14 protein-coding genes are annotated in these 16,442 nt (G+C 62.1%); 7 read left to right on the top strand and 7 right to left on the bottom strand.

Annotation, left to right across the window (positions count from 1 at the left end):
* The coding region (gene pilP / locus ACN0SC_RS11865; RefSeq protein WP_417249889.1) for a type IV pilus biogenesis protein PilP at nt 1-2,478 on the top strand (2,478 nt) is incomplete at its 5' end.
* Between the two features lie 226 nt (nt 2,479-2,704).
* Complete coding sequence (locus ACN0SC_RS11870; protein ID WP_417249890.1) at nt 2,705-4,603, top strand: monovalent cation:proton antiporter-2 (CPA2) family protein; 1,899 nt, start codon at nt 2,705-2,707, stop codon at nt 4,601-4,603.
* A gap of 28 nt (nt 4,604-4,631) precedes the next feature.
* Here the strand turns inward: ACN0SC_RS11870 and cobT are convergent, their stop codons facing one another.
* Nucleotides 4,632-5,636, bottom strand: a complete 1,005-nt coding sequence (gene cobT / locus ACN0SC_RS11875) for a nicotinate-nucleotide--dimethylbenzimidazole phosphoribosyltransferase (RefSeq protein WP_417249891.1) — start codon at nt 5,634-5,636, stop codon at nt 4,632-4,634.
* 113 nt (nt 5,637-5,749) lie between these two features.
* Between cobT and cobS the strand changes: the two genes are divergently transcribed.
* Together cobS and ACN0SC_RS11885 are read left to right on the top strand one after the other, a co-directional pair.
* Nucleotides 5,750-6,457, top strand: a complete 708-nt coding sequence (gene cobS / locus ACN0SC_RS11880) for an adenosylcobinamide-GDP ribazoletransferase (protein ID WP_417249892.1) — start codon at nt 5,750-5,752, stop codon at nt 6,455-6,457.
* Between the two features lie 10 nt (nt 6,458-6,467).
* Complete coding sequence (locus ACN0SC_RS11885) at nt 6,468-6,974, top strand: GNAT family N-acetyltransferase (protein ID WP_417249893.1); 507 nt, start codon at nt 6,468-6,470, stop codon at nt 6,972-6,974.
* A gap of 76 nt (nt 6,975-7,050) precedes the next feature.
* Here the strand turns inward: ACN0SC_RS11885 and ACN0SC_RS11890 are convergent, their stop codons facing one another.
* From ACN0SC_RS11890 to ACN0SC_RS11910, 5 genes are all read right to left on the bottom strand, one after another.
* Complete coding sequence (locus ACN0SC_RS11890) at nt 7,051-7,563, bottom strand: CarD family transcriptional regulator (RefSeq protein WP_417249894.1); 513 nt, start codon at nt 7,561-7,563, stop codon at nt 7,051-7,053.
* Nucleotides 7,564-8,043: 480 nt separating this feature from the next.
* The gene (fdxA, locus tag ACN0SC_RS11895) at nt 8,044-8,382 is read right to left on the bottom strand and encodes a ferredoxin FdxA (protein ID WP_417249895.1); all 339 of its coding nucleotides are present in this window, start codon (nt 8,380-8,382) and stop codon (nt 8,044-8,046) included.
* A gap of 52 nt (nt 8,383-8,434) precedes the next feature.
* Nucleotides 8,435-8,815 (bottom strand): RNA-binding S4 domain-containing protein, encoded by a 381-nt coding sequence (locus ACN0SC_RS11900; RefSeq protein WP_417249896.1) that lies wholly within the window; start codon nt 8,813-8,815, stop codon nt 8,435-8,437.
* 6 nt (nt 8,816-8,821) lie between these two features.
* Nucleotides 8,822-11,665, bottom strand: a complete 2,844-nt coding sequence (locus tag ACN0SC_RS11905) for a helicase-related protein (RefSeq protein WP_417249897.1) — start codon at nt 11,663-11,665, stop codon at nt 8,822-8,824.
* 101 nt (nt 11,666-11,766) lie between these two features.
* The gene (locus ACN0SC_RS11910) at nt 11,767-12,357 is read right to left on the bottom strand and encodes a tetratricopeptide repeat protein (RefSeq protein ID WP_417249898.1); all 591 of its coding nucleotides are present in this window, start codon (nt 12,355-12,357) and stop codon (nt 11,767-11,769) included.
* A 144-nt stretch (nt 12,358-12,501) separates the two neighbouring features.
* On the opposite strand from ACN0SC_RS11910, the gene ACN0SC_RS11915 reads away from it, so the two are divergent.
* From ACN0SC_RS11915 to ACN0SC_RS11925, 3 genes are all read left to right on the top strand, one after another.
* A complete protein-coding gene (locus tag ACN0SC_RS11915) occupies nt 12,502-12,792 on the top strand; it encodes an SCP2 sterol-binding domain-containing protein (protein WP_417249899.1) in 291 nt (96 codons plus the stop codon).
* Between the two features lie 121 nt (nt 12,793-12,913).
* On the top strand, nt 12,914-13,915 hold the full coding sequence (locus tag ACN0SC_RS11920) for an alpha/beta fold hydrolase (RefSeq protein ID WP_417249900.1): 1,002 nt from the start codon (nt 12,914-12,916) through the stop codon (nt 13,913-13,915).
* A gap of 151 nt (nt 13,916-14,066) precedes the next feature.
* Nucleotides 14,067-15,908: a M3 family oligoendopeptidase gene (locus ACN0SC_RS11925; RefSeq protein WP_417249901.1), complete on the top strand. Its 1,842-nt coding sequence runs from the start codon at nt 14,067-14,069 to the stop codon at nt 15,906-15,908.
* 91 nt (nt 15,909-15,999) lie between these two features.
* Here the strand turns inward: ACN0SC_RS11925 and ACN0SC_RS11930 are convergent, their stop codons facing one another.
* On the bottom strand, nt 16,000-16,317 hold the full coding sequence (locus ACN0SC_RS11930; protein WP_417249902.1) for a DUF4389 domain-containing protein: 318 nt from the start codon (nt 16,315-16,317) through the stop codon (nt 16,000-16,002).
* Nucleotides 16,318-16,442: the final 125 nt, after the last annotated feature.

Here is a 16,442-nt window from a genome sequence, read left to right on the forward strand (position 1 = left end):
ACGGACACGGACACGGACACGGACACGGACACGGACACGGACACGGACACGGACACGGACACGGACACGGACACGGACACGGAGAAATCTGCCCTCGGCGAGGCCGCGTCAACAGATACTGACCACACCGAAACCGCGCAAGAGCCTGACGTCAAGCCGCGACCGCTGACCGCCTTCCGTTCCAACCGCGTGCAAAGCGACACCCCCGCGCCGCAGGTCTCGACCGACAGCATCAAGGCACAGTCCTCGCGCCTCTTCCGCGCCACTCCTGACGCGCCGGAAGAAAAAACGCTCACCCATCTCGCGGTAACGGCCGACACCCTGCCTGCAGATGATGTTCCCAAGAAACCGAAGGCCAAGCCCGCGCCCAAAGTTTCGCGTGGCGGTGCATTGCCCGAGCCACCGCCGATGCCCGCGCCGCCACCCTTGGGCCGCGCCTTTAGTTCTGCTGCATCGACGCCCCCCGCGGCCCCACGCACGCCAACACCAAGCGATCCCCCGCCGAGCCTGTCTCTGGGCAAAATCGACGACAAAGATGACGCGAAAGTAGACGCCAAGGTTGCACCCGCAATCGCTCCGCTGTCGCCGCCCGCCGACGAGGAAACAAGAGGTGGTCTGGGCCGCGCATTGGCACGTTTGGGCAGCCTTCGGCGCCCGCGGTCCGAGAAGGAAACGAGCGTCGAAAAGGATAAGGCTGACACGAAGGTGAGCGCGGCAGCTCCTACAGTCACGACGACATCCGACGCCCCAACCACGCCAGCGACTGACGCCCTCTCCGCCGACGAAACCGAGAAGACTGAAGCGCCAGCAGAGGCGCCTGCGCTCACCACAGCATCTCTGACGCCGCCAACACCGACGCCCGCACGATCTCCCGTGTCGCCACCGGCCTCTTCCCCTGCGTCCGCCCCCATCCCGACGCCTGCGTCCACGCCAGCACCGAAATCGAGCGGCCTTACCGCCAAGCCTTTGGTTGATGACGCACCCGACAGCGCGGTTCTTGCCGAGAGTGGCGCGCTAACCGAAGAGGAGGCGTTGACCGTCTTTGGCGCACGCAAGCCGCGCGGCGAGAGCGGGACACGTGGCAAGCCGCGCTTCATGGGGTTGATCCTGACCGCCGTGCTGATCCTCGCGCTTGTGCTGATCGGCCTGTGGGCCAGTTTCCTGCCTGACACGGATGCACCGCAGACCAGCGCCCTGTCGCCTGAAGAGACCCTACCCACTGAAGAACAGGCGCCCGAAACAGTCGCGCAAACCCCGACAACCATCATCGACACCACACCCGACGAAAGCGAACTGGCCCATGAGCCAGAGGCAGATTTCGCGGAGACGCTCCCTGCCGAACCGCTTTTGGACGAGGATCCTGATGCGCCCGCGCCGCAACTGGCCGAAACGGAATTGCCGCCGCCCCTCGCACCTGAAGCAGCTTTGCCAGATGCCGAAGAGGTCGCCGCGCATTTCGAGACCACAGGCGTGTGGATCGCCCCGCCTGACGCGGGCAATGCCGCCGCCCCTGCCGAGGACACGACGGAAGCGCTCTATATCGCCTCCATCGACCCGCAGATCAGCTCCAAGGACGCCACCGCCCTGCCCGATGTTGCGCGGCTACAATCGGATCCGATGACACTCGACGGCCTTCTGCCGCCCGCGCCCGCAGGGACAACCTACGACTTCGACGAACGCGGCCTTGTGCGTGCCACCCCCGAAGGGGCCCTGACGCCCAGCGGTGCCGTGGTCTTCGCGGGCCGCCCCGATGTGGTGCCTGGACCGCGCCCCGTGGAAGCCGCTGCCGCCGCACAAGCCGCCATTGACAGCGATCCCGAAGGCCCCGCCGCCACCCGCGCCGCCGAAGAGGACGCGATCCGCGAAAGCCTTGAGGGCTTTGTGCCACGCCTGCGACCAGAGGCGCTGATCGAGAACAACGAACGCGCCAATCTGGGCGGGTTGACGCTGGCCCAACTGGCCGCCTTCCGCCCCACCCTGCGTCCCGCTTCGCTCCAGCAGGAAGCACAGGAAGCCGCCGAAGCTGCAGGTCAGGACGCGCCCGCCGCAACAGCGCCGCGCGTGGAAGCCTCACCAATCCCGTCAGCGCGCCCGCAGGACTTCGCCAAACTCGCCGCCGCCGCACGCGCGGCTCAACAAGCCGCAGCGCAGGCCGCCGAAGCGAACACCACAACCAACTCGGCCGCCGCTGGCGTCACCGCGAACGTGCCGCAATCGCCTCTGCCTTCAGGTGCACCCGTTACCGTGGCGCGCGCGGCCACCGAAACCAACCAGATCAATCTGCGCCGTCTCAACCTGATCGGCGTCTTCGGCAGTTCTTCGGACCGCCGTGCGCTCCTGCGCCTGCCCTCAGGGCGGTTCAGCAAGGTCAAGGTCGGCGACAGCATCGATGGCGGACGGGTGCAGGCGATCTCCGCCGATGCACTGACCTACGTCAAGAACGGCCGCTCCATCACCTTGCAGGTTGGTGGAGGCTAATTCCTTCCCGTCCTGTCCATGCGACGGATCACCCGTCACATCGCAGCGGCACCCAAGGCCCTTTGGATACAAAAATTACGTTCTGATAGCTGCTTTCGGAATTTATTCACGTGGAGATACTTGTTCTTCACCAATGCAGACTTAATCTTTTAGGAGCGGTCCGTTCTTCCCTGTGACCGCCGCCCCCAAAAACTGACCCGCCCGTGGAAAAGGAAATTACACCGCGATGAACGGACTCCTGATGCAAGCGACCATCTATCTCGCGGCAATGGTCATTGCGGTCCCTATCGCGCGGCGTCTCGGGTTGGGTTCTGTGCTGGGCTACCTCATCGCGGGCATCATGATCGGCCCCGTGTTCGGCCTCGTCGCCCATTCCGAAAGCGAAGACCTGATGCATGTCGCCGAATTCGGCGTGGTGATGATGCTCTTTCTGATCGGTCTCGAACTGGACCCGCGTGCGCTTTGGGAAATGCGACACAAGTTGCTCGGTCTGGGAGGTTTGCAAATCGGCCTCACGGGCGGGGTCATCACCGCCGCCGCCATCTACCTCGGTCAGCCGTGGCAGACGGGCGTGGCGCTTGGCATGATCCTGTCTCTGTCCTCCACCGCGGTCGTCCTGCAAACCCTGTCGGAGAAAGGGTTGATGCGCACAGGCGGAGGGCGCTCGGCCTTCGCGGTGCTGTTGACGCAGGATATCGCCGTGATCCCCATGCTCGCCCTCATGCCGCTTCTGGCGGTCGGGTCGAAACTTTCCATTAACCCCGATGGCTCGATAAGCCGTGCGGTCGACGATCTGGCCCATTCGGGTAACCTGTCGCTGGTCGAGGGCTTGCCAGCATGGGGCGTGACGCTGGTCACATTCGGTGCGGTCGGCGCAATCATTTTTGCAGGTGTATTCCTCACCCGCCCCGTCTTCCGCTTTATCCACGCCGCCAACATGCGCGAGATCTACACCGCGATTGCGCTGCTGATGGTGGTGGGAATCGCGCTGTTGATGAACGCCGTGGGACTATCGCCCGCGCTCGGCACCTTCCTCGCGGGTGTGGTGCTGGCCAACTCCGAGTTCCGACATGAGCTTGAGAGCTCCATCGAACCCTTCAAAGGGTTGCTACTTGGCCTCTTCTTCATCGCCGTGGGCGCGGGCATCAATTTCACCATCCTGTTCCGCGATCCCATGCTGATCGTCGGCGCGACGCTTGCCCTTATGGTGACGAAGGGCCTGATCCTTTACGGCATCGGGAGGTTGTTCTCGCTGCGCAAACGCGCGCAATGGCTCTTTGCACTGGCGCTGGCACAGGCGGGGGAATTCGGCATGGTGCTGACCACTTTTGGCCTCCAGCAAGGCGTTCTTAGCGTCTGGCTCGGTCAGCGGCTGATGCTGGTCATCGCGCTGTCTCTGGTCTTCACACCGCTGTTCTTCATCCTCCACGACTACCTGCGCCGCAAGCTTACCGAACGTGGCGAGGGCAGCATGAGACAGGCAGATGAAATCGACGACCAACAAGCCGTGATCATCGCGGGCATCGGACGTTTCGGACAGGTGGTCAACCGCCTCGTGCAGGCCTCGGGGTTCAAGACCGTGGTCCTCGACAACGATCTCAAGACCATCCAGTTGATGCGCAAATTCGGCTTCAAAGGGTTCTTCGGCGACCCCACCCGTCCCGAGTTGCTCCATGCGGCAGGGATCAACGATGCGAAGGTTCTGGTGGTCACGCTCGACGATCCAGAGGCCGCCACGCGCCTCGTCGCCTATGCGCGCCAGCAGAACCCCGACCTCTTTATCATCGTGCGCGCGCGCGACCGCATCCACGTCTACCAACTGTTCAAGGCAGGCGCGGACAAAATCGTGCGCGAGATGTTCGACAGTTCACTGCGCGCGGGCCGCTACGTGCTCGAACAGATGGGCTTCTCCGAATATGACGCCGCGATGAGTGAGCAGGCCTATTTCCAACACGACCGCGAGGCGCTGCGCGTGCTGGCCGAGCTTTGGGATCCCAAGGTGCCGCTGAGCGAGAACACCGCCTATGTCGAGCGCTCCCGCACCCTTGATCGCAATCTCGAAGCCAGCCTGATGGAGCAGCTCGAAGCCCGCCACAAGGCGCAGGAAAAACCCGCCGCCGAGTGAACCGATTTCATGGGAGCGGGAGCAGCGGTTAGCCCGCCGACACCCCCGCCTCCGCAAAGGTCGCCATACCCGAATGACATTCGAGCGCCGCCCGCACCAAGGGGATGACCAACGCCCCGCCCGACCCTTCGCCAAGGCGCAAGCCGAGCGAAAGAAGCGGCTCCTTACCAATCCCTGCAAGCAGGCGACTATGTGCGGCCTCGTCGGACTCGTGGCCCGCGATACAGTGATCAAGCGCCCCGGAAACAGCCCGCTCCAATGTCGCCGCCGCCGCCGTACAGATGAACCCGTCCAGCACCACGGGAATGCGCAGGTCGCGTGCACGCGCAATCGCCCCAGCCATCGCTGCCAGTTCGCGCCCGCCCAAGGCAGCAAGAATGTCGAGCGGGTCTTTGTCGCCGTGCAGAGCCACGCCCGCCGCGACCACTTCTTCTTTGATCTTCAGGCCCGCGTCATCCACGCCCGTCCCGCGCCCGACCCAATCGGCTGCCGTGCCGCCGAAAAGCGCATGGGCAATCGCCGCCGCCGAGGTCGTATTGCCGATCCCCATTTCGCCTACGACGAGCAGGTCGGCTTTTTCGTCCACCGCATCCCAACCCACGCGCAGCGCCGCAACGCAATCGGCCTCGTCCATCGCCACAGTCTCGGTAAAATCACCCGTGGGACGATCAAGCTCGATGGCATGGACAGACATGCTGGCCCCTGCGTTGCGCGACAGTTGATTGATCGCCGCGCCGCCGTGTTCGAAATTCGCCACCATCTGCACCGTTACTTCCGCAGGGAATGCCGAAACCCCGCGCGCGGTGATGCCGTGGTTGCCAGCGAAGACAATGACTTGCGGTGCCTCTACCTTCGGCTGCGCATTCCCGCGCCAGCCCGCATACCACTGCGCGATCTCCTCCAATCGCCCGAGCGACCCCGCAGGCTTGGTCAACTGCGCGTTGCGTGCGGCGGCTCCATCGATCGCAGCAGCATCAGGCATAGGCGCATCAAGAAGGCGCGCGCGTAACTCGGAAAGGGTGGAAAAGGACATCGGCTAGGCTCCCGCATTGTATTTCTTTGCCCGCTTGTCTATCGCTAGACCCCATGGAGAAACAGACCCGATCGGTTAATTTTCGCCCCGAGCAAGGAGATATCGCGACGGCGATGGCGCTGCTCACGCGGCTGCCCGTGCGCGCGCGTTTCGAGCGCTCCGCACAGGCTATCTGGGCCTTCCCGCTTGCAGGTCTGGCCGTGGCAATCATCGCGGCGGCGGTGGCGACACTGGCAGGATGGGCTACCCTCACCGCCCCTCTCATCGCCGCCCTTGCTCTCGTAACGCCGATCATCGTGACAGGTGCGATGCATGAGGACGGGCTGGCCGATAGCGCCGACGGGCTTTGGGGTGGGTTCGATCCCGCACGCCGTCTGGAGATCATGCGCGACAGTCGAATTGGCGCCTATGGGGTGCTGGCCCTGATCGGCGCGCTCCTGATCCGCTTCGCCGCCCTCTCCGCCCTTGCCCATGCAGGCGCAATCGTCCCTGCACTCATCGCCGCTGCCCTCCTGTCACGCGCCGCCATCGGTGTGCCTATGCTCGTGCTACCCCACGCGCGACGCGACGGTCTGGCGGTGCAGACAGGTCGCCCTCCACGCGAAGCGGTGCTGCTCGGTGCGCTTATCGCCTTGGCGCTCGGATGGCTTGTGGCGGGGTTTGTCGCCGTGGTGGTCGCCGCCTGTGCCATCGCCGCCGTCACCTCCGCCGTCATGGCTATCGCACGGGCCAAGATCGGCGGTCAGACGGGCGATATTCTCGGCGCGACGCAACTGCTCGCCGAGCTTACCGCGCTGATCACCTTCGTCGCGCTGCTGTGAGACCGCGCGTATGAGATTGCGCACGGAAACCCCTGCTGACCACCAACGCATTTGCGACCTGACACAAGAGGCCTTTGCCCCGATGCCCTATGCGGACGGGGACGAGGGTTACGCCATCGGACGGATGCGGGAGGCGGGCGACCTGACCCTCTCGATGGTGGCCGAAGAAGCTGGCACAGTCGTAGGTCATGTTGCCTTCTCCCCTATCGCCATAGCAGGCCTGAATGACGGCTGGTTCGCACTCGGCCCTATCGCGGTCGACCCTGCCCATCAGGGCAAAGGCATCGGGCGCGCCTTGATCGAAGGCGGACTGGCCGCACTCAAAGCCCGCGAACCCAAGGCCAAAGGCGTGGTTCTCACGGGCGATCCCGCGCTCTACACGCGCTTCGGCTTCACCTCGGACGGGAGGCTGAGATACGGCGGACTGCATCCGCGCTATATCCTCCACCGCACGTTTGACGCTTCGACGCCCGTCCCAACGGGCGAGGTGCGCTTCGTCGACGGGTTGGAGACCTGAGGGGCAGGCAAAGGAAAACCGCCGCGCGAGAATCAGCTCGCACGGCGGTCAGAAATTCCAGCTCGGTCAGGAACGGTTAAGCCGCGGCGCGGCTCACCAGAACGTCACCAACCTGCTTTTGCGCTTCGACTTCATCGGTGCCTTCAACAGCGGCCACTTCGCGGGTCAACCGATCAAGAGCAGCTTCGTAAAGCTGACGCTCGGAGTAGGATTGCTCGCGCTGGTCGTCGGCGCGGTGCAGGTCACGAACCACCTCGGCAATGGCGATGAGATCGCCCGAGTTGATCTTTTGCTCGTATTCCTGCGCACGACGCGACCACATGGCGCGTTTGACCTTCGCCTTGCCTTTAAGCGTTTTCATCGCATGTGCCACGACGTCGGGTGAGCTCAAGCCCCGCATCCCCACTTCGGTGGCCTTATTGGTCGGCACGCGCAACGTCATCTTGTCCTTCTCAAACGAGATGACGAAGAGTTCGAGGGGCACGCCCACAACTTCCTGTTCTTCGATCGAGACGATTTTGCCCACACCATGCGCGGGGTAGACAACAAAGTCGTTGGGGCTGAATTCGGGTTTCTTGGCCTTGCTCATTTGCAGCATTTTCCTCGCAGAACCATCAATGCCACGAAGTCCCGACATCGCCCCGTTTCATGGTCCCTCGCACCAAATATCCCCGCCTCCCCTGTCAAAGGGTGGAAAGGAATCGCGGTCTGTCTTGCAACAGCACCGACGCGCGGCGCGAAAAACCTGATCCCCGGTCACGCGAAGCGCTGGGGTTCAGGGGCGATATGTCGTTTCGTGGTTGGGCCACCATACCAAAAAATTGCGCCAAAAGAAAGCGATGCACGAACTAGACCATCCCCACGGAGCCGCAGAACAGAGAAATAGGCACGTACCCCTGACAAATATGACGTTTTTCCAACAAACACGCCCGCGCCTCTCAAGAGGAACACGGGCGAAAAACGCGCGATGATGCGCAAAATCGGCCTTTTGAGCGAATCACATTGGCGCGCGGAAATCCATCTCAGACCACCGCACAGCCTCCCCTCTCACAAAGAAGGGCTTGTGGGATCAATCCCCCTCGCCAGGTGCCTCGGAGAAGTATTTCTCCATCTTGCCGGGCTCGCCGTCTTTTTCCTCATAGCCAGGAAGCGGATCTTTTTTCGAAAGGATCACAGGCCATGCTTCGGAATATTTACGGTTGAACTCGACCCATTTCTCCATGTCCGGCTCGGTATCGGGGCGGATCGCGTCGGCAGGGCATTCAGGTTCGCACACGCCACAGTCGATACATTCGTCGGGGTGAATCACCAGCATGTTCTCGCCTTCGTAGAAGCAGTCTACAGGGCAAACCTCGACACAGTCAGTGTACTTACAGGCAATGCAGTTTTCGATGACGACGTAAGTCATGGGCGTAGGGTCCTCGTTTAACCGTGGCACCTAGCTACCGCCACGGCGCGGATCATTCAAGCATATCACGGCGGGAAAGGAGACCGGTGCGACGATCTTTCTTCGTCGGGCGCCCCTTTCCTTCAAAGCGCGGCGATGGTGGAACAACGTCCCGATCGGGCGGCGGCGGGCTGCGATCCGTGTAAAGTGTCTGCGCTTCGGGTGCAGGGCCGCGGCGCGTGCCGCAAGCGGCAATCTCCACGACACGGATCGCGCGGCCTTGCGCAAAGGTCAGCACATCGCCCGCACCAACGGCGGTTGCGGCTTTCGCTACCTTCTTGGAATTAACCCGCACGTGACCCGCGGTGACGGTTTTCGCCGCCAGACCGCGGGTTTTGAAAAAGCGGGCATACCAAAGCCACTTGTCGAGGCGAATGGTTTCCCGCTCAGCCATTTCGGCTTACTTCTTGTCCTTCAGTGCAGCCAGCGCGGCGAAGGGGTTGTCAGGGTCGATGGGTTTTTCGCGACGCGGAGGACGTGCGGCATAGGTTTGCGGCTTGTTGCCACCCTTGCCACCACCGTCGCGACGCGGGCCTTTGCCCTTACCCTTCGGCTTGCCACCTTGCTTTTGCCCCTGCGGACGGTTGCCGCCACGACGGTTTCCGCCGCGATTACCCGCCCACTTGAAGGTATAGAAGACCTCCATTTCAGGCGCGGCATCCTCAGCGGGAGCTTCCGTTGCGGCTTCTGCCGTTGCAGCCTCATCTGTCGAGGTGGTCTCCTCGGCAGGAGCTTCCTCAGCCTTAACCTCGTCGGTCTTGGCCTCCGCCTCGGCAGGTGCAGCATCCTTGTCGGCTGCATCGTCTGTCTCGGACGCGGCAGGAGCAGCAGCCTCGACCGCCTTTACCTTGACCCGCTCGCCCTTTTCAGCGCGATAGCCAAGGCCGCTCATCAGGTCGGCAAACTGTTCCAACGTCATACCCGTGATCGAGAGCATATCGGGATTGGCTTCAAAACCGCCACGGCTGTCCTGACTGCGCAGCAGGTCGGCGAGACGTTCGAGCATGTCGATACGGATCGCGCGAGCACCAGCAAGGCGGTAGCCCGACATGTCGTAATAACCATCAGGCGCGCCCTCAAGCGCGGGGATGGTCACAAGACCCGGCGGCGGGCTGTCAGGGAAAACGTCAAACTTCGCGGCCAGTGCCCACAGCAACAGACGCAAGCGCGTCGGCGCGGGCTTCAAGAGCGCGGGCATGAAAATGGTGAACTGACCGAAACGCACACCGTGTTTGCGCAGTGCGCCACGGGCGTCTTGGTCGAGTTCCTTGACCTCGTTGGCCACCTGATCGCGCGGAATAATCCCCTGCGATTCGACCAGACGGAAAGCAAATCCGCGCGCCAGACCTGTCAGAGCCTCGTCACGCGACATCGCCAGAAGCGGCTCGAACAGGGTCGAGATCTTACGGTCGATGAAATGCTGCAAACGGCGCGTGACCTTCTCGGCCACATCCGCACCCGCCGCTTCATCGACGAAAGCTTCGACACGGGGCTTGAGCGGGTCGTCGCCCGCCACGAGTTTGCCCACGGCCATCTCGCCCCACATCAGACCACCTTGCTCGGTGAAATCCATTTCCGTATCGGGAGCGTTATAAAAACGGTCCGCCCGCAGATTGAATTCAGGCGCCAACGAGGCAACCGCCGCTGCTGCCAGCGTCTTCGCCTCATCTGGGCTGGACGCCTTGTCCTGCCTGAAACGGAAACCTTCGAGACGGCCGACGAATTCGCCCTCTACCGTCACTTCACCCTTGTCGTTCACCTCGGCCACAAGGCTCTCCTTCTGTTTGAGCCGCCGAAGGAGCACACTCGTCCGCCGGTCCACAAATCTCTGCGTCAGTGCGCCATGGAGCGCATCTGACAATCGGTCTTCTACTGCGCGGGTCGCTTCGCGCCAATGTCTTTCGTCATCGACCCAACCCGCACGTTGCGCAACATAGGTCCAAGTGCGCACATAGGCCAGCCTTTTAGACAGCGTGTCAATATCGCCGTCCGTACGATCGATCCGTTTGATGCGCCCCGCCAACCAATCATCGGGCACACGGCCGTATTCGTGCACGAAACCAAAGATTTGTTCCAGAAGCGACGTATGCTCCCCGTGGCTGATATCGCGGAAATCGGGAATGCGGCATACGTCCCACAAAAGTCGCACATCGCGCGAGGTGCGCAGGCGCGGCGCAACCGTTTGCAGACTTGAAAGCGTTTTGAGCGCGGCCAGATCATCGGCCTCACGCGCCTTGACCAATGCGCTATCCTCAGGCGAAGCCTCCAATGCAGCAATCAGAGCGCGCACAGAACCAAAGTTCAGCCGCGAATTGCGCCATTGCAGTTTCTTGAGCGGAGTGAACCGATGCTCCTCAATGGCCTCGATTACCTCGTCATCAAGCGGCTCGGCCTCACCAGTGACACCAAAGGTGCCGTCGGTCTGATAACGCCCCGCGCGCCCTGCGATCTGCGCCATTTCGTTGGGCGCGAGATGCCGCATCCGCCGCCCGTCGAACTTGATGGTCGAGGAGAAGGCCACATGGGTAACGTCGAGATTGAGCCCCATCCCGATGGCGTCCGTGGCCACGAGGTAGTCCACATCGCCGTTCTGATAGAGCTCTACCTGCGCGTTGCGTGTGCGTGGCGACAAAGCCCCCATGACCACCGCCGCCCCGCCCTTCTGGCGGCGCAGGAGTTCGGCCATTGCATAGACATTATCAACAGAAAAACCCACGATTGCGGCGCGAGCGGGCATCCGACTTATCTTTTTCGAACCTGCGTAGGTCAGGCGCGAGAACCGCTCGCGACGCATGAATTGCGCTTTCGGCACGAGGTGCTGAATCGTGCCTCGCATGGTCTCGGCACCCAGAAACAAGGTCTCATGCGTGCCGCGTGCATTCAAAAGGCGGTCGGTAAAGACATGCCCGCGCTCGGGATCGGCGCAAAGCTGGATCTCGTCCACGGCGAGGAAGTCTGGGCCTGTGTCTTGCGGCATGGCCTCCACGGTGCAGACCCAGTATTGCGCGCGTGGCGGAACAATGCGCTCCTCACCTGTCACCAGCGCCACAACAGACGGGCCACGGATCGCAACGATTCGGTCATAGACCTCCCGCGCAAGGAGCCGCAGCGGCAGGCCAATCACGCCCGTGCGATAAGACAGCATCCGCTCGATCGCGTAGTGGGTCTTGCCCGTATTGGTAGGGCCGAGAACCGCCGTGATCTGACCGACCGTGGCTGGCGTCATGCCCGAGTAGCCGCTCATTTCGGCGCCCTTTGTGGTTGGAATAGCGTGGTTCGTGGTGGCGTGTCTGGAATGGCCTGTCTGATGAGGCGGTGTGCCCTATGGTGTCCTTGTGCCCGTTTCTAAAGCGCCACGCCCTGAAGCGCCAGTTCAAGACGCGCTATTCGGTCCGATAGCCCCTCCATATAGGGGTGGATTTCCGTAACCTGCCGCAGCACTTCAAGCGCGCCCTCAGGATCGCCCGTTTCCTCCAGAATCAGCGCCAGCCCCGAAAGCGCCCCGAAATGACGCGGCTCCAGCGCGAGCACCCTCGCGATATCTTGCACTGCGGGACCGACGAGACCGGCCATGTAATAGGCCGTGGCCCGCCCGTTATAACCCGCCGCGAAATCGGGCGCGTGGTCAACAAGCGCGGTGAAATGCGCAATCGCAGTCTCCGTGTCCTGCGCCTCCAACGCCGCCTCGCCCCGTTCCAGAAGCAGGTCCATCGCATCCGACCCCGAACGCGCAAGCTCTAACGCAATCTCGCTCTCGATCTGCCCCGCTTCGTCGCGTGGTGCTGTGGCGAGTTGGTCGAAGAGATCGGCAAGCCGCAGATCATCCAAGGCATAGGCGGCACCGCCCGCGCCCCAAATCACCTGCCCGAGCGAAATCAGGAGTGACAGCGCAAAGGACGTAACGATATGTTTGAGAATGGCCTGTAATCTTTCCATAACAGGACTAAGTGTAGCGTGTCGGTTGCGCGGGGCAATGGCTTTAGCCGCCCGCGTCGCACACGTCCGAGCACGAAACCGCGCGCCAACAGCGTGCTTGCCCAATTCGGCGCCGCTTGGGCGCCACTCAAGGAAGGAAGACCCATGAGCGATATCGTCACCGCAGCCGTGGAAAAACTGAACGAGAAAATTGACGGCGGTTTCTCCGCTGGCACCGCGAAATTCGTGATCGAAGGCGAGGGAGCCATCGTCATCGACGAGAACGGCGCACGCGCCAGCGACGACGACGCGGATGTGACCCTCACCGCCGATGTTGAGACCTTTCAGGGTATGCTCGACGGATCGGTTAATCCGACCGCCGCATTCATGGGCGGCTCGCTGTCCGTCGATGGCGACATGAGCATGGCCATGCAACTGGGCGCGGCTCTGGTCTAACGATTTTTCGTGGCGCGCATCAGCGCGCCACGGCACATTACCTTCTCTCGACGCACAACGACCTTCTCTCGACGCACAACGCCGCACATCTGCCCCCCCTGCCACAACGGAGCCTCCACACGTGACAGCACAAACCAATGCCTCCCGCACCGAGCCTCCCTTCCCAACCGCGCCCTATCACGCGGATGTGGCCCAAGGACCAGAGACGTGGGAAAGCTATTGGCTCACTGCCGATGATGGTATCCGCATTCGCGCGGGCATTTGGCGCGATCCCGCGATGATCGGGGAGACACCGAAAGGCACGATCTTCATCCTGCCTGGCCGCACGGAAGCGGTCGAGAAATACGCCCGTGGCGCGGCGGTTCTGGGCGAGTTGGGCTATGCCTCACTTGCGATAGACTGGCGCGGTCAGGGATTGGCGGATCGCCTTCTGGACGATCCCACCATCGGCCATGTCGAACGGTTTTCCGATTACCAACGCGACCTTGCCGCCGTGATCGACATGGCAAAGCGGCTCGACCTTCCGAAGCCGTGGGGCATGATCGCGCATTCCATGGGAGGGGCCATTGGCCTGCGCGCCTTAATGGGCGACCACCCTTTCGAGGCGGCGACTTTCTCTGCGCCGATGTGGGGCATTGGCCTGTCACCAACTCAAAAGCTTCTCACACGGGTGGTAGCTCCCGTGCTCAAGGCCGCAGGCTTCGCCAACAGGCATGCGCCCGGGACCAACGGGAAACCCTATTACCAAGTCCAACCCTTCGAGGGGAACACACTGACCAGTGACGCGGAGATGTATGCCTACATGCGTCGTCAGGTGGAGGCAGAACCGCGCCTTGGCCTTGGTGGACCGTCGAGCCACTGGGTGCTTGTTGCAACGGCTGAAAACGCCGCAGCCGCCCGCCTGCCCTCACCCGACATACCTGCCCTTTGTTTCCTTGGCACCGACGAGGCGATTGTCGATTCCGAGGCCGTGCGCGACCGCATGAGCCGCTGGCCCAACGGCACCTTGATCTCCGTCCCCAAGGGCCGCCACGAAATCCCGATGGAACTGCCCCCGATCCGCGCCGAATTCTACGCCCGTGCGGCAGCGCTTCTGGACGAGGTGCGGATGCCGATGACGTAGAAGCGTATTGCCGCTTACACATCGGCCTGCGCCCCCTGTGCGCGAATGCCCCCTTTGCATCCAGCACCCCACTGCATATGTCTAGTCCCAACCCAATAACCCGATGCGCACCCTGCACCGATCCGCGGCGGCGCGCCACAAGGAGCCATTGATGCGCGACCTGACCAAGACCCTACCATTTTCCCTGCCCCTGCCAGTCTATGACGCGGAGGCCGTGAGCGGCGACACCGAGTTTGGCGACCTGCCCGAATGGGATCTCACCGACCTCTATCCTGCCGACGATGCACCCGAAGTCAAACGTGATCTCGACTGGCTGGAAGAAGCCTGCCGCAGCTTTGCCGCCGATTACGAGGGCAAGCTGGCCGATCTCGACGGTGCGGGGATGTATGAATGCATCAAACGCAACGAGCGGATTTCTCAGGTCGCGGGCCGCCTCGGCTCCTACGCGGGGCTGCGCTACTACCAGAACACCACCGATGGCGCGCGGGTGAAGTTCTTCTCCGACATTCAGGACAAGCTCACCAATTTCACCGCACCTCTGGTCTTCTTCTCGCTCGAAGTGAACCGCATTCCCGACGAGACCATTGAGGAAATGCTCACCCATGCCGACCTTGCGCGCTACCGTCCGATCTTTGAACGGATGCGCAAGATGCGCCCCTATCAGCTTTCCGACGAGCTGGAACGCTACGAGCACGACATGTCCATCGTCGGCGCCGCCGCATGGAACAAACTCTTTGACGAGACAGTTGCCGATCTGACCTTCACCGTGGACGGCGAAGAGCGCGGATTGGAAGCGACCGCGAGCCTTCTGTCCGAACCGGACCGCGACCTGCGCGAGGCTGCGGCGAAAGAGATCTCCCGCGTTCTCGGCGCGAATATCAAAACCTTCGCCCGCGTCCACAACACCCTCGCAAAGATGGGTGAGATCGAAGACAAGTGGCGCGGGATGCCCACACCGCAGACCTCCCGCCACCTCTCCAACGATGTCGAGGCGGAAGTGGTCGAGGCGCTGCGCAACGCGGTTGTTGCCGCCTATCCGAAGCTCTCGCACCGCTATTACGAACTCAAACGCGGGTGGCTCGGTCTCGACAAGTTGCAGATCTGGGACCGCAACGCGCCGCTACCGATGGAAGAAAAGCGCGTGATCGGCTGGGACGAGGCGCAAAAGACCGTGATGGAGGCCTATGCGGGCTTCGATCCACGCATGGCCGAAATCGCGAAGCCGTTCTTCACCGAAGGCTGGATCGACGCGGGCGTAAAACCGGGCAAGGCACCAGGTGCCTTCGCGCATCCCACCGTGACCGACGCGCACCCCTATGTCATGCTCAACTATCTGGGCAAGCAACGCGATGTGATGACGCTGGCGCATGAATTGGGCCACGGCGTCCATCAGGTTCTCGCCGCCGATCAGGGAGAGCTTCTCTCCTCCACGCCGCTCACGCTGGCCGAAACGGCCTCGGTCTTTGGCGAGATGCTGACCTTCCAGAAACTTCTGGGCGATGCGAAAACCGACGTCGAGCGCAAGGTTCTACTGGCGGGCAAGGTTGAGGACATGATCAACACGGTCGTGCGCCAAATCGCCTTCTACGACTTCGAATGCAAACTCCACGAGGCGCGCAAGGGCGGAGAGTTGACCGCCGATGACATCAACGCGATCTGGATGTCGGTGCAAGGCGAGAGCCTTGGACCTGCGTTTGAATTCATGGACGGCTACGAGGTCTTCTGGTCCTACGTGCCGCACTTCGTCCACTCGCCCTTCTATGTCTACGCCTATGCCTTTGGCGACGGTCTCGTGAACGCGCTCTACGCGGCCTATCAGGAAGAACCTGAAGGCTTCCAGGACAAGTATTTCGAGATGCTCAAGGCGGGTGGGTCGCTGCACCATTCCGAACTGCTCAAGCCTTTCGGGCTGGACGCCTCGGACCCGAAATTCTGGGACAAGGGCCTGTCGATGATTTCGAGCTTTATCGACGAATTGGAAGCGATGGAGTGAGAACCGATTCCCGTTAGGGATAATCGCCCCACAAAACACAAAGCCCCGCTCAACCGGCGGGGCTTTTCATTTGGACAATAGCGCTTAAGCCTCAGTCCAACTCTGTCCAGGGCCAGGGTTTCACCTCGCTATCGGCGGTGATGTAGCGGGTGGATTTGGCAAACCAGATGCCAATGTCCGTGCCGACGCTGGCGATACGACCATTGGGCTTTTTCCCCGTGGTCAGCAGAACGATCCCCTGCAACACCGCCAGAAGGCCGATGATGGTCGACGCGAAGCTCATCATGATCCAGATGATGATCGAATAGAGAATGCGCGCACCGATGTTCTCGGTGATTTCCTTGGGACGCTTGTCCGTTGCACCGCCCAGATCGGGCATTACGTGGTCGAATTCATTCGGGTCGGCCATGGCGATTCCTTTAACGAGTTGCCGTAGTTTACCCGTTTTAGGCCCACACCCCAATCGAAAGGCGCGAGGTCGGCATGACGCCCATCCGAAACAGGTGAGCCGCCTGACGCAAGGTTTCACTTGGC

This window comes from Celeribacter sp., assembly GCF_048261515.1.
Lineage (GTDB): Bacteria > Pseudomonadota > Alphaproteobacteria > Rhodobacterales > Rhodobacteraceae > Celeribacter.

What these genes read in the sequence shown, in the direction of transcription:
- ACN0SC_RS11900 (WP_417249896.1), bottom strand. Translation starts at nt 8,815, where the DNA reads ATGGCTGAGCGGGAAACCATTCGCCTCGACAAGTGGCTTTGGTATGCC.
- cobT (WP_417249891.1), bottom strand. Translation starts at nt 5,636, where the DNA reads ATGTCCTTTTCCACCCTTTCCGAGTTACGCGCGCGCCTTCTTGATGCG.
- ACN0SC_RS11915 (WP_417249899.1), top strand. Translation starts at nt 12,502, where the DNA reads ATGAGCGATATCGTCACCGCAGCCGTGGAAAAACTGAACGAGAAAATT.
- fdxA (WP_417249895.1), bottom strand. Translation starts at nt 8,382, where the DNA reads ATGACTTACGTCGTCATCGAAAACTGCATTGCCTGTAAGTACACTGAC.
- ACN0SC_RS11930 (WP_417249902.1), bottom strand. Translation starts at nt 16,317, where the DNA reads ATGGCCGACCCGAATGAATTCGACCACGTAATGCCCGATCTGGGCGGT.
- ACN0SC_RS11885 (WP_417249893.1), top strand. Translation starts at nt 6,468, where the DNA reads ATGAGATTGCGCACGGAAACCCCTGCTGACCACCAACGCATTTGCGAC.
- ACN0SC_RS11910 (WP_417249898.1), bottom strand. Translation starts at nt 12,357, where the DNA reads ATGGAAAGATTACAGGCCATTCTCAAACATATCGTTACGTCCTTTGCG.
- ACN0SC_RS11905 (WP_417249897.1), bottom strand. Translation starts at nt 11,665, where the DNA reads ATGAGCGGCTACTCGGGCATGACGCCAGCCACGGTCGGTCAGATCACG.
- ACN0SC_RS11870 (WP_417249890.1), top strand. Translation starts at nt 2,705, where the DNA reads ATGAACGGACTCCTGATGCAAGCGACCATCTATCTCGCGGCAATGGTC.
- cobS (WP_417249892.1), top strand. Translation starts at nt 5,750, where the DNA reads ATGGCGCTGCTCACGCGGCTGCCCGTGCGCGCGCGTTTCGAGCGCTCC.
- ACN0SC_RS11890 (WP_417249894.1), bottom strand. Translation starts at nt 7,563, where the DNA reads ATGAGCAAGGCCAAGAAACCCGAATTCAGCCCCAACGACTTTGTTGTC.
- ACN0SC_RS11925 (WP_417249901.1), top strand. Translation starts at nt 14,067, where the DNA reads ATGCGCGACCTGACCAAGACCCTACCATTTTCCCTGCCCCTGCCAGTC.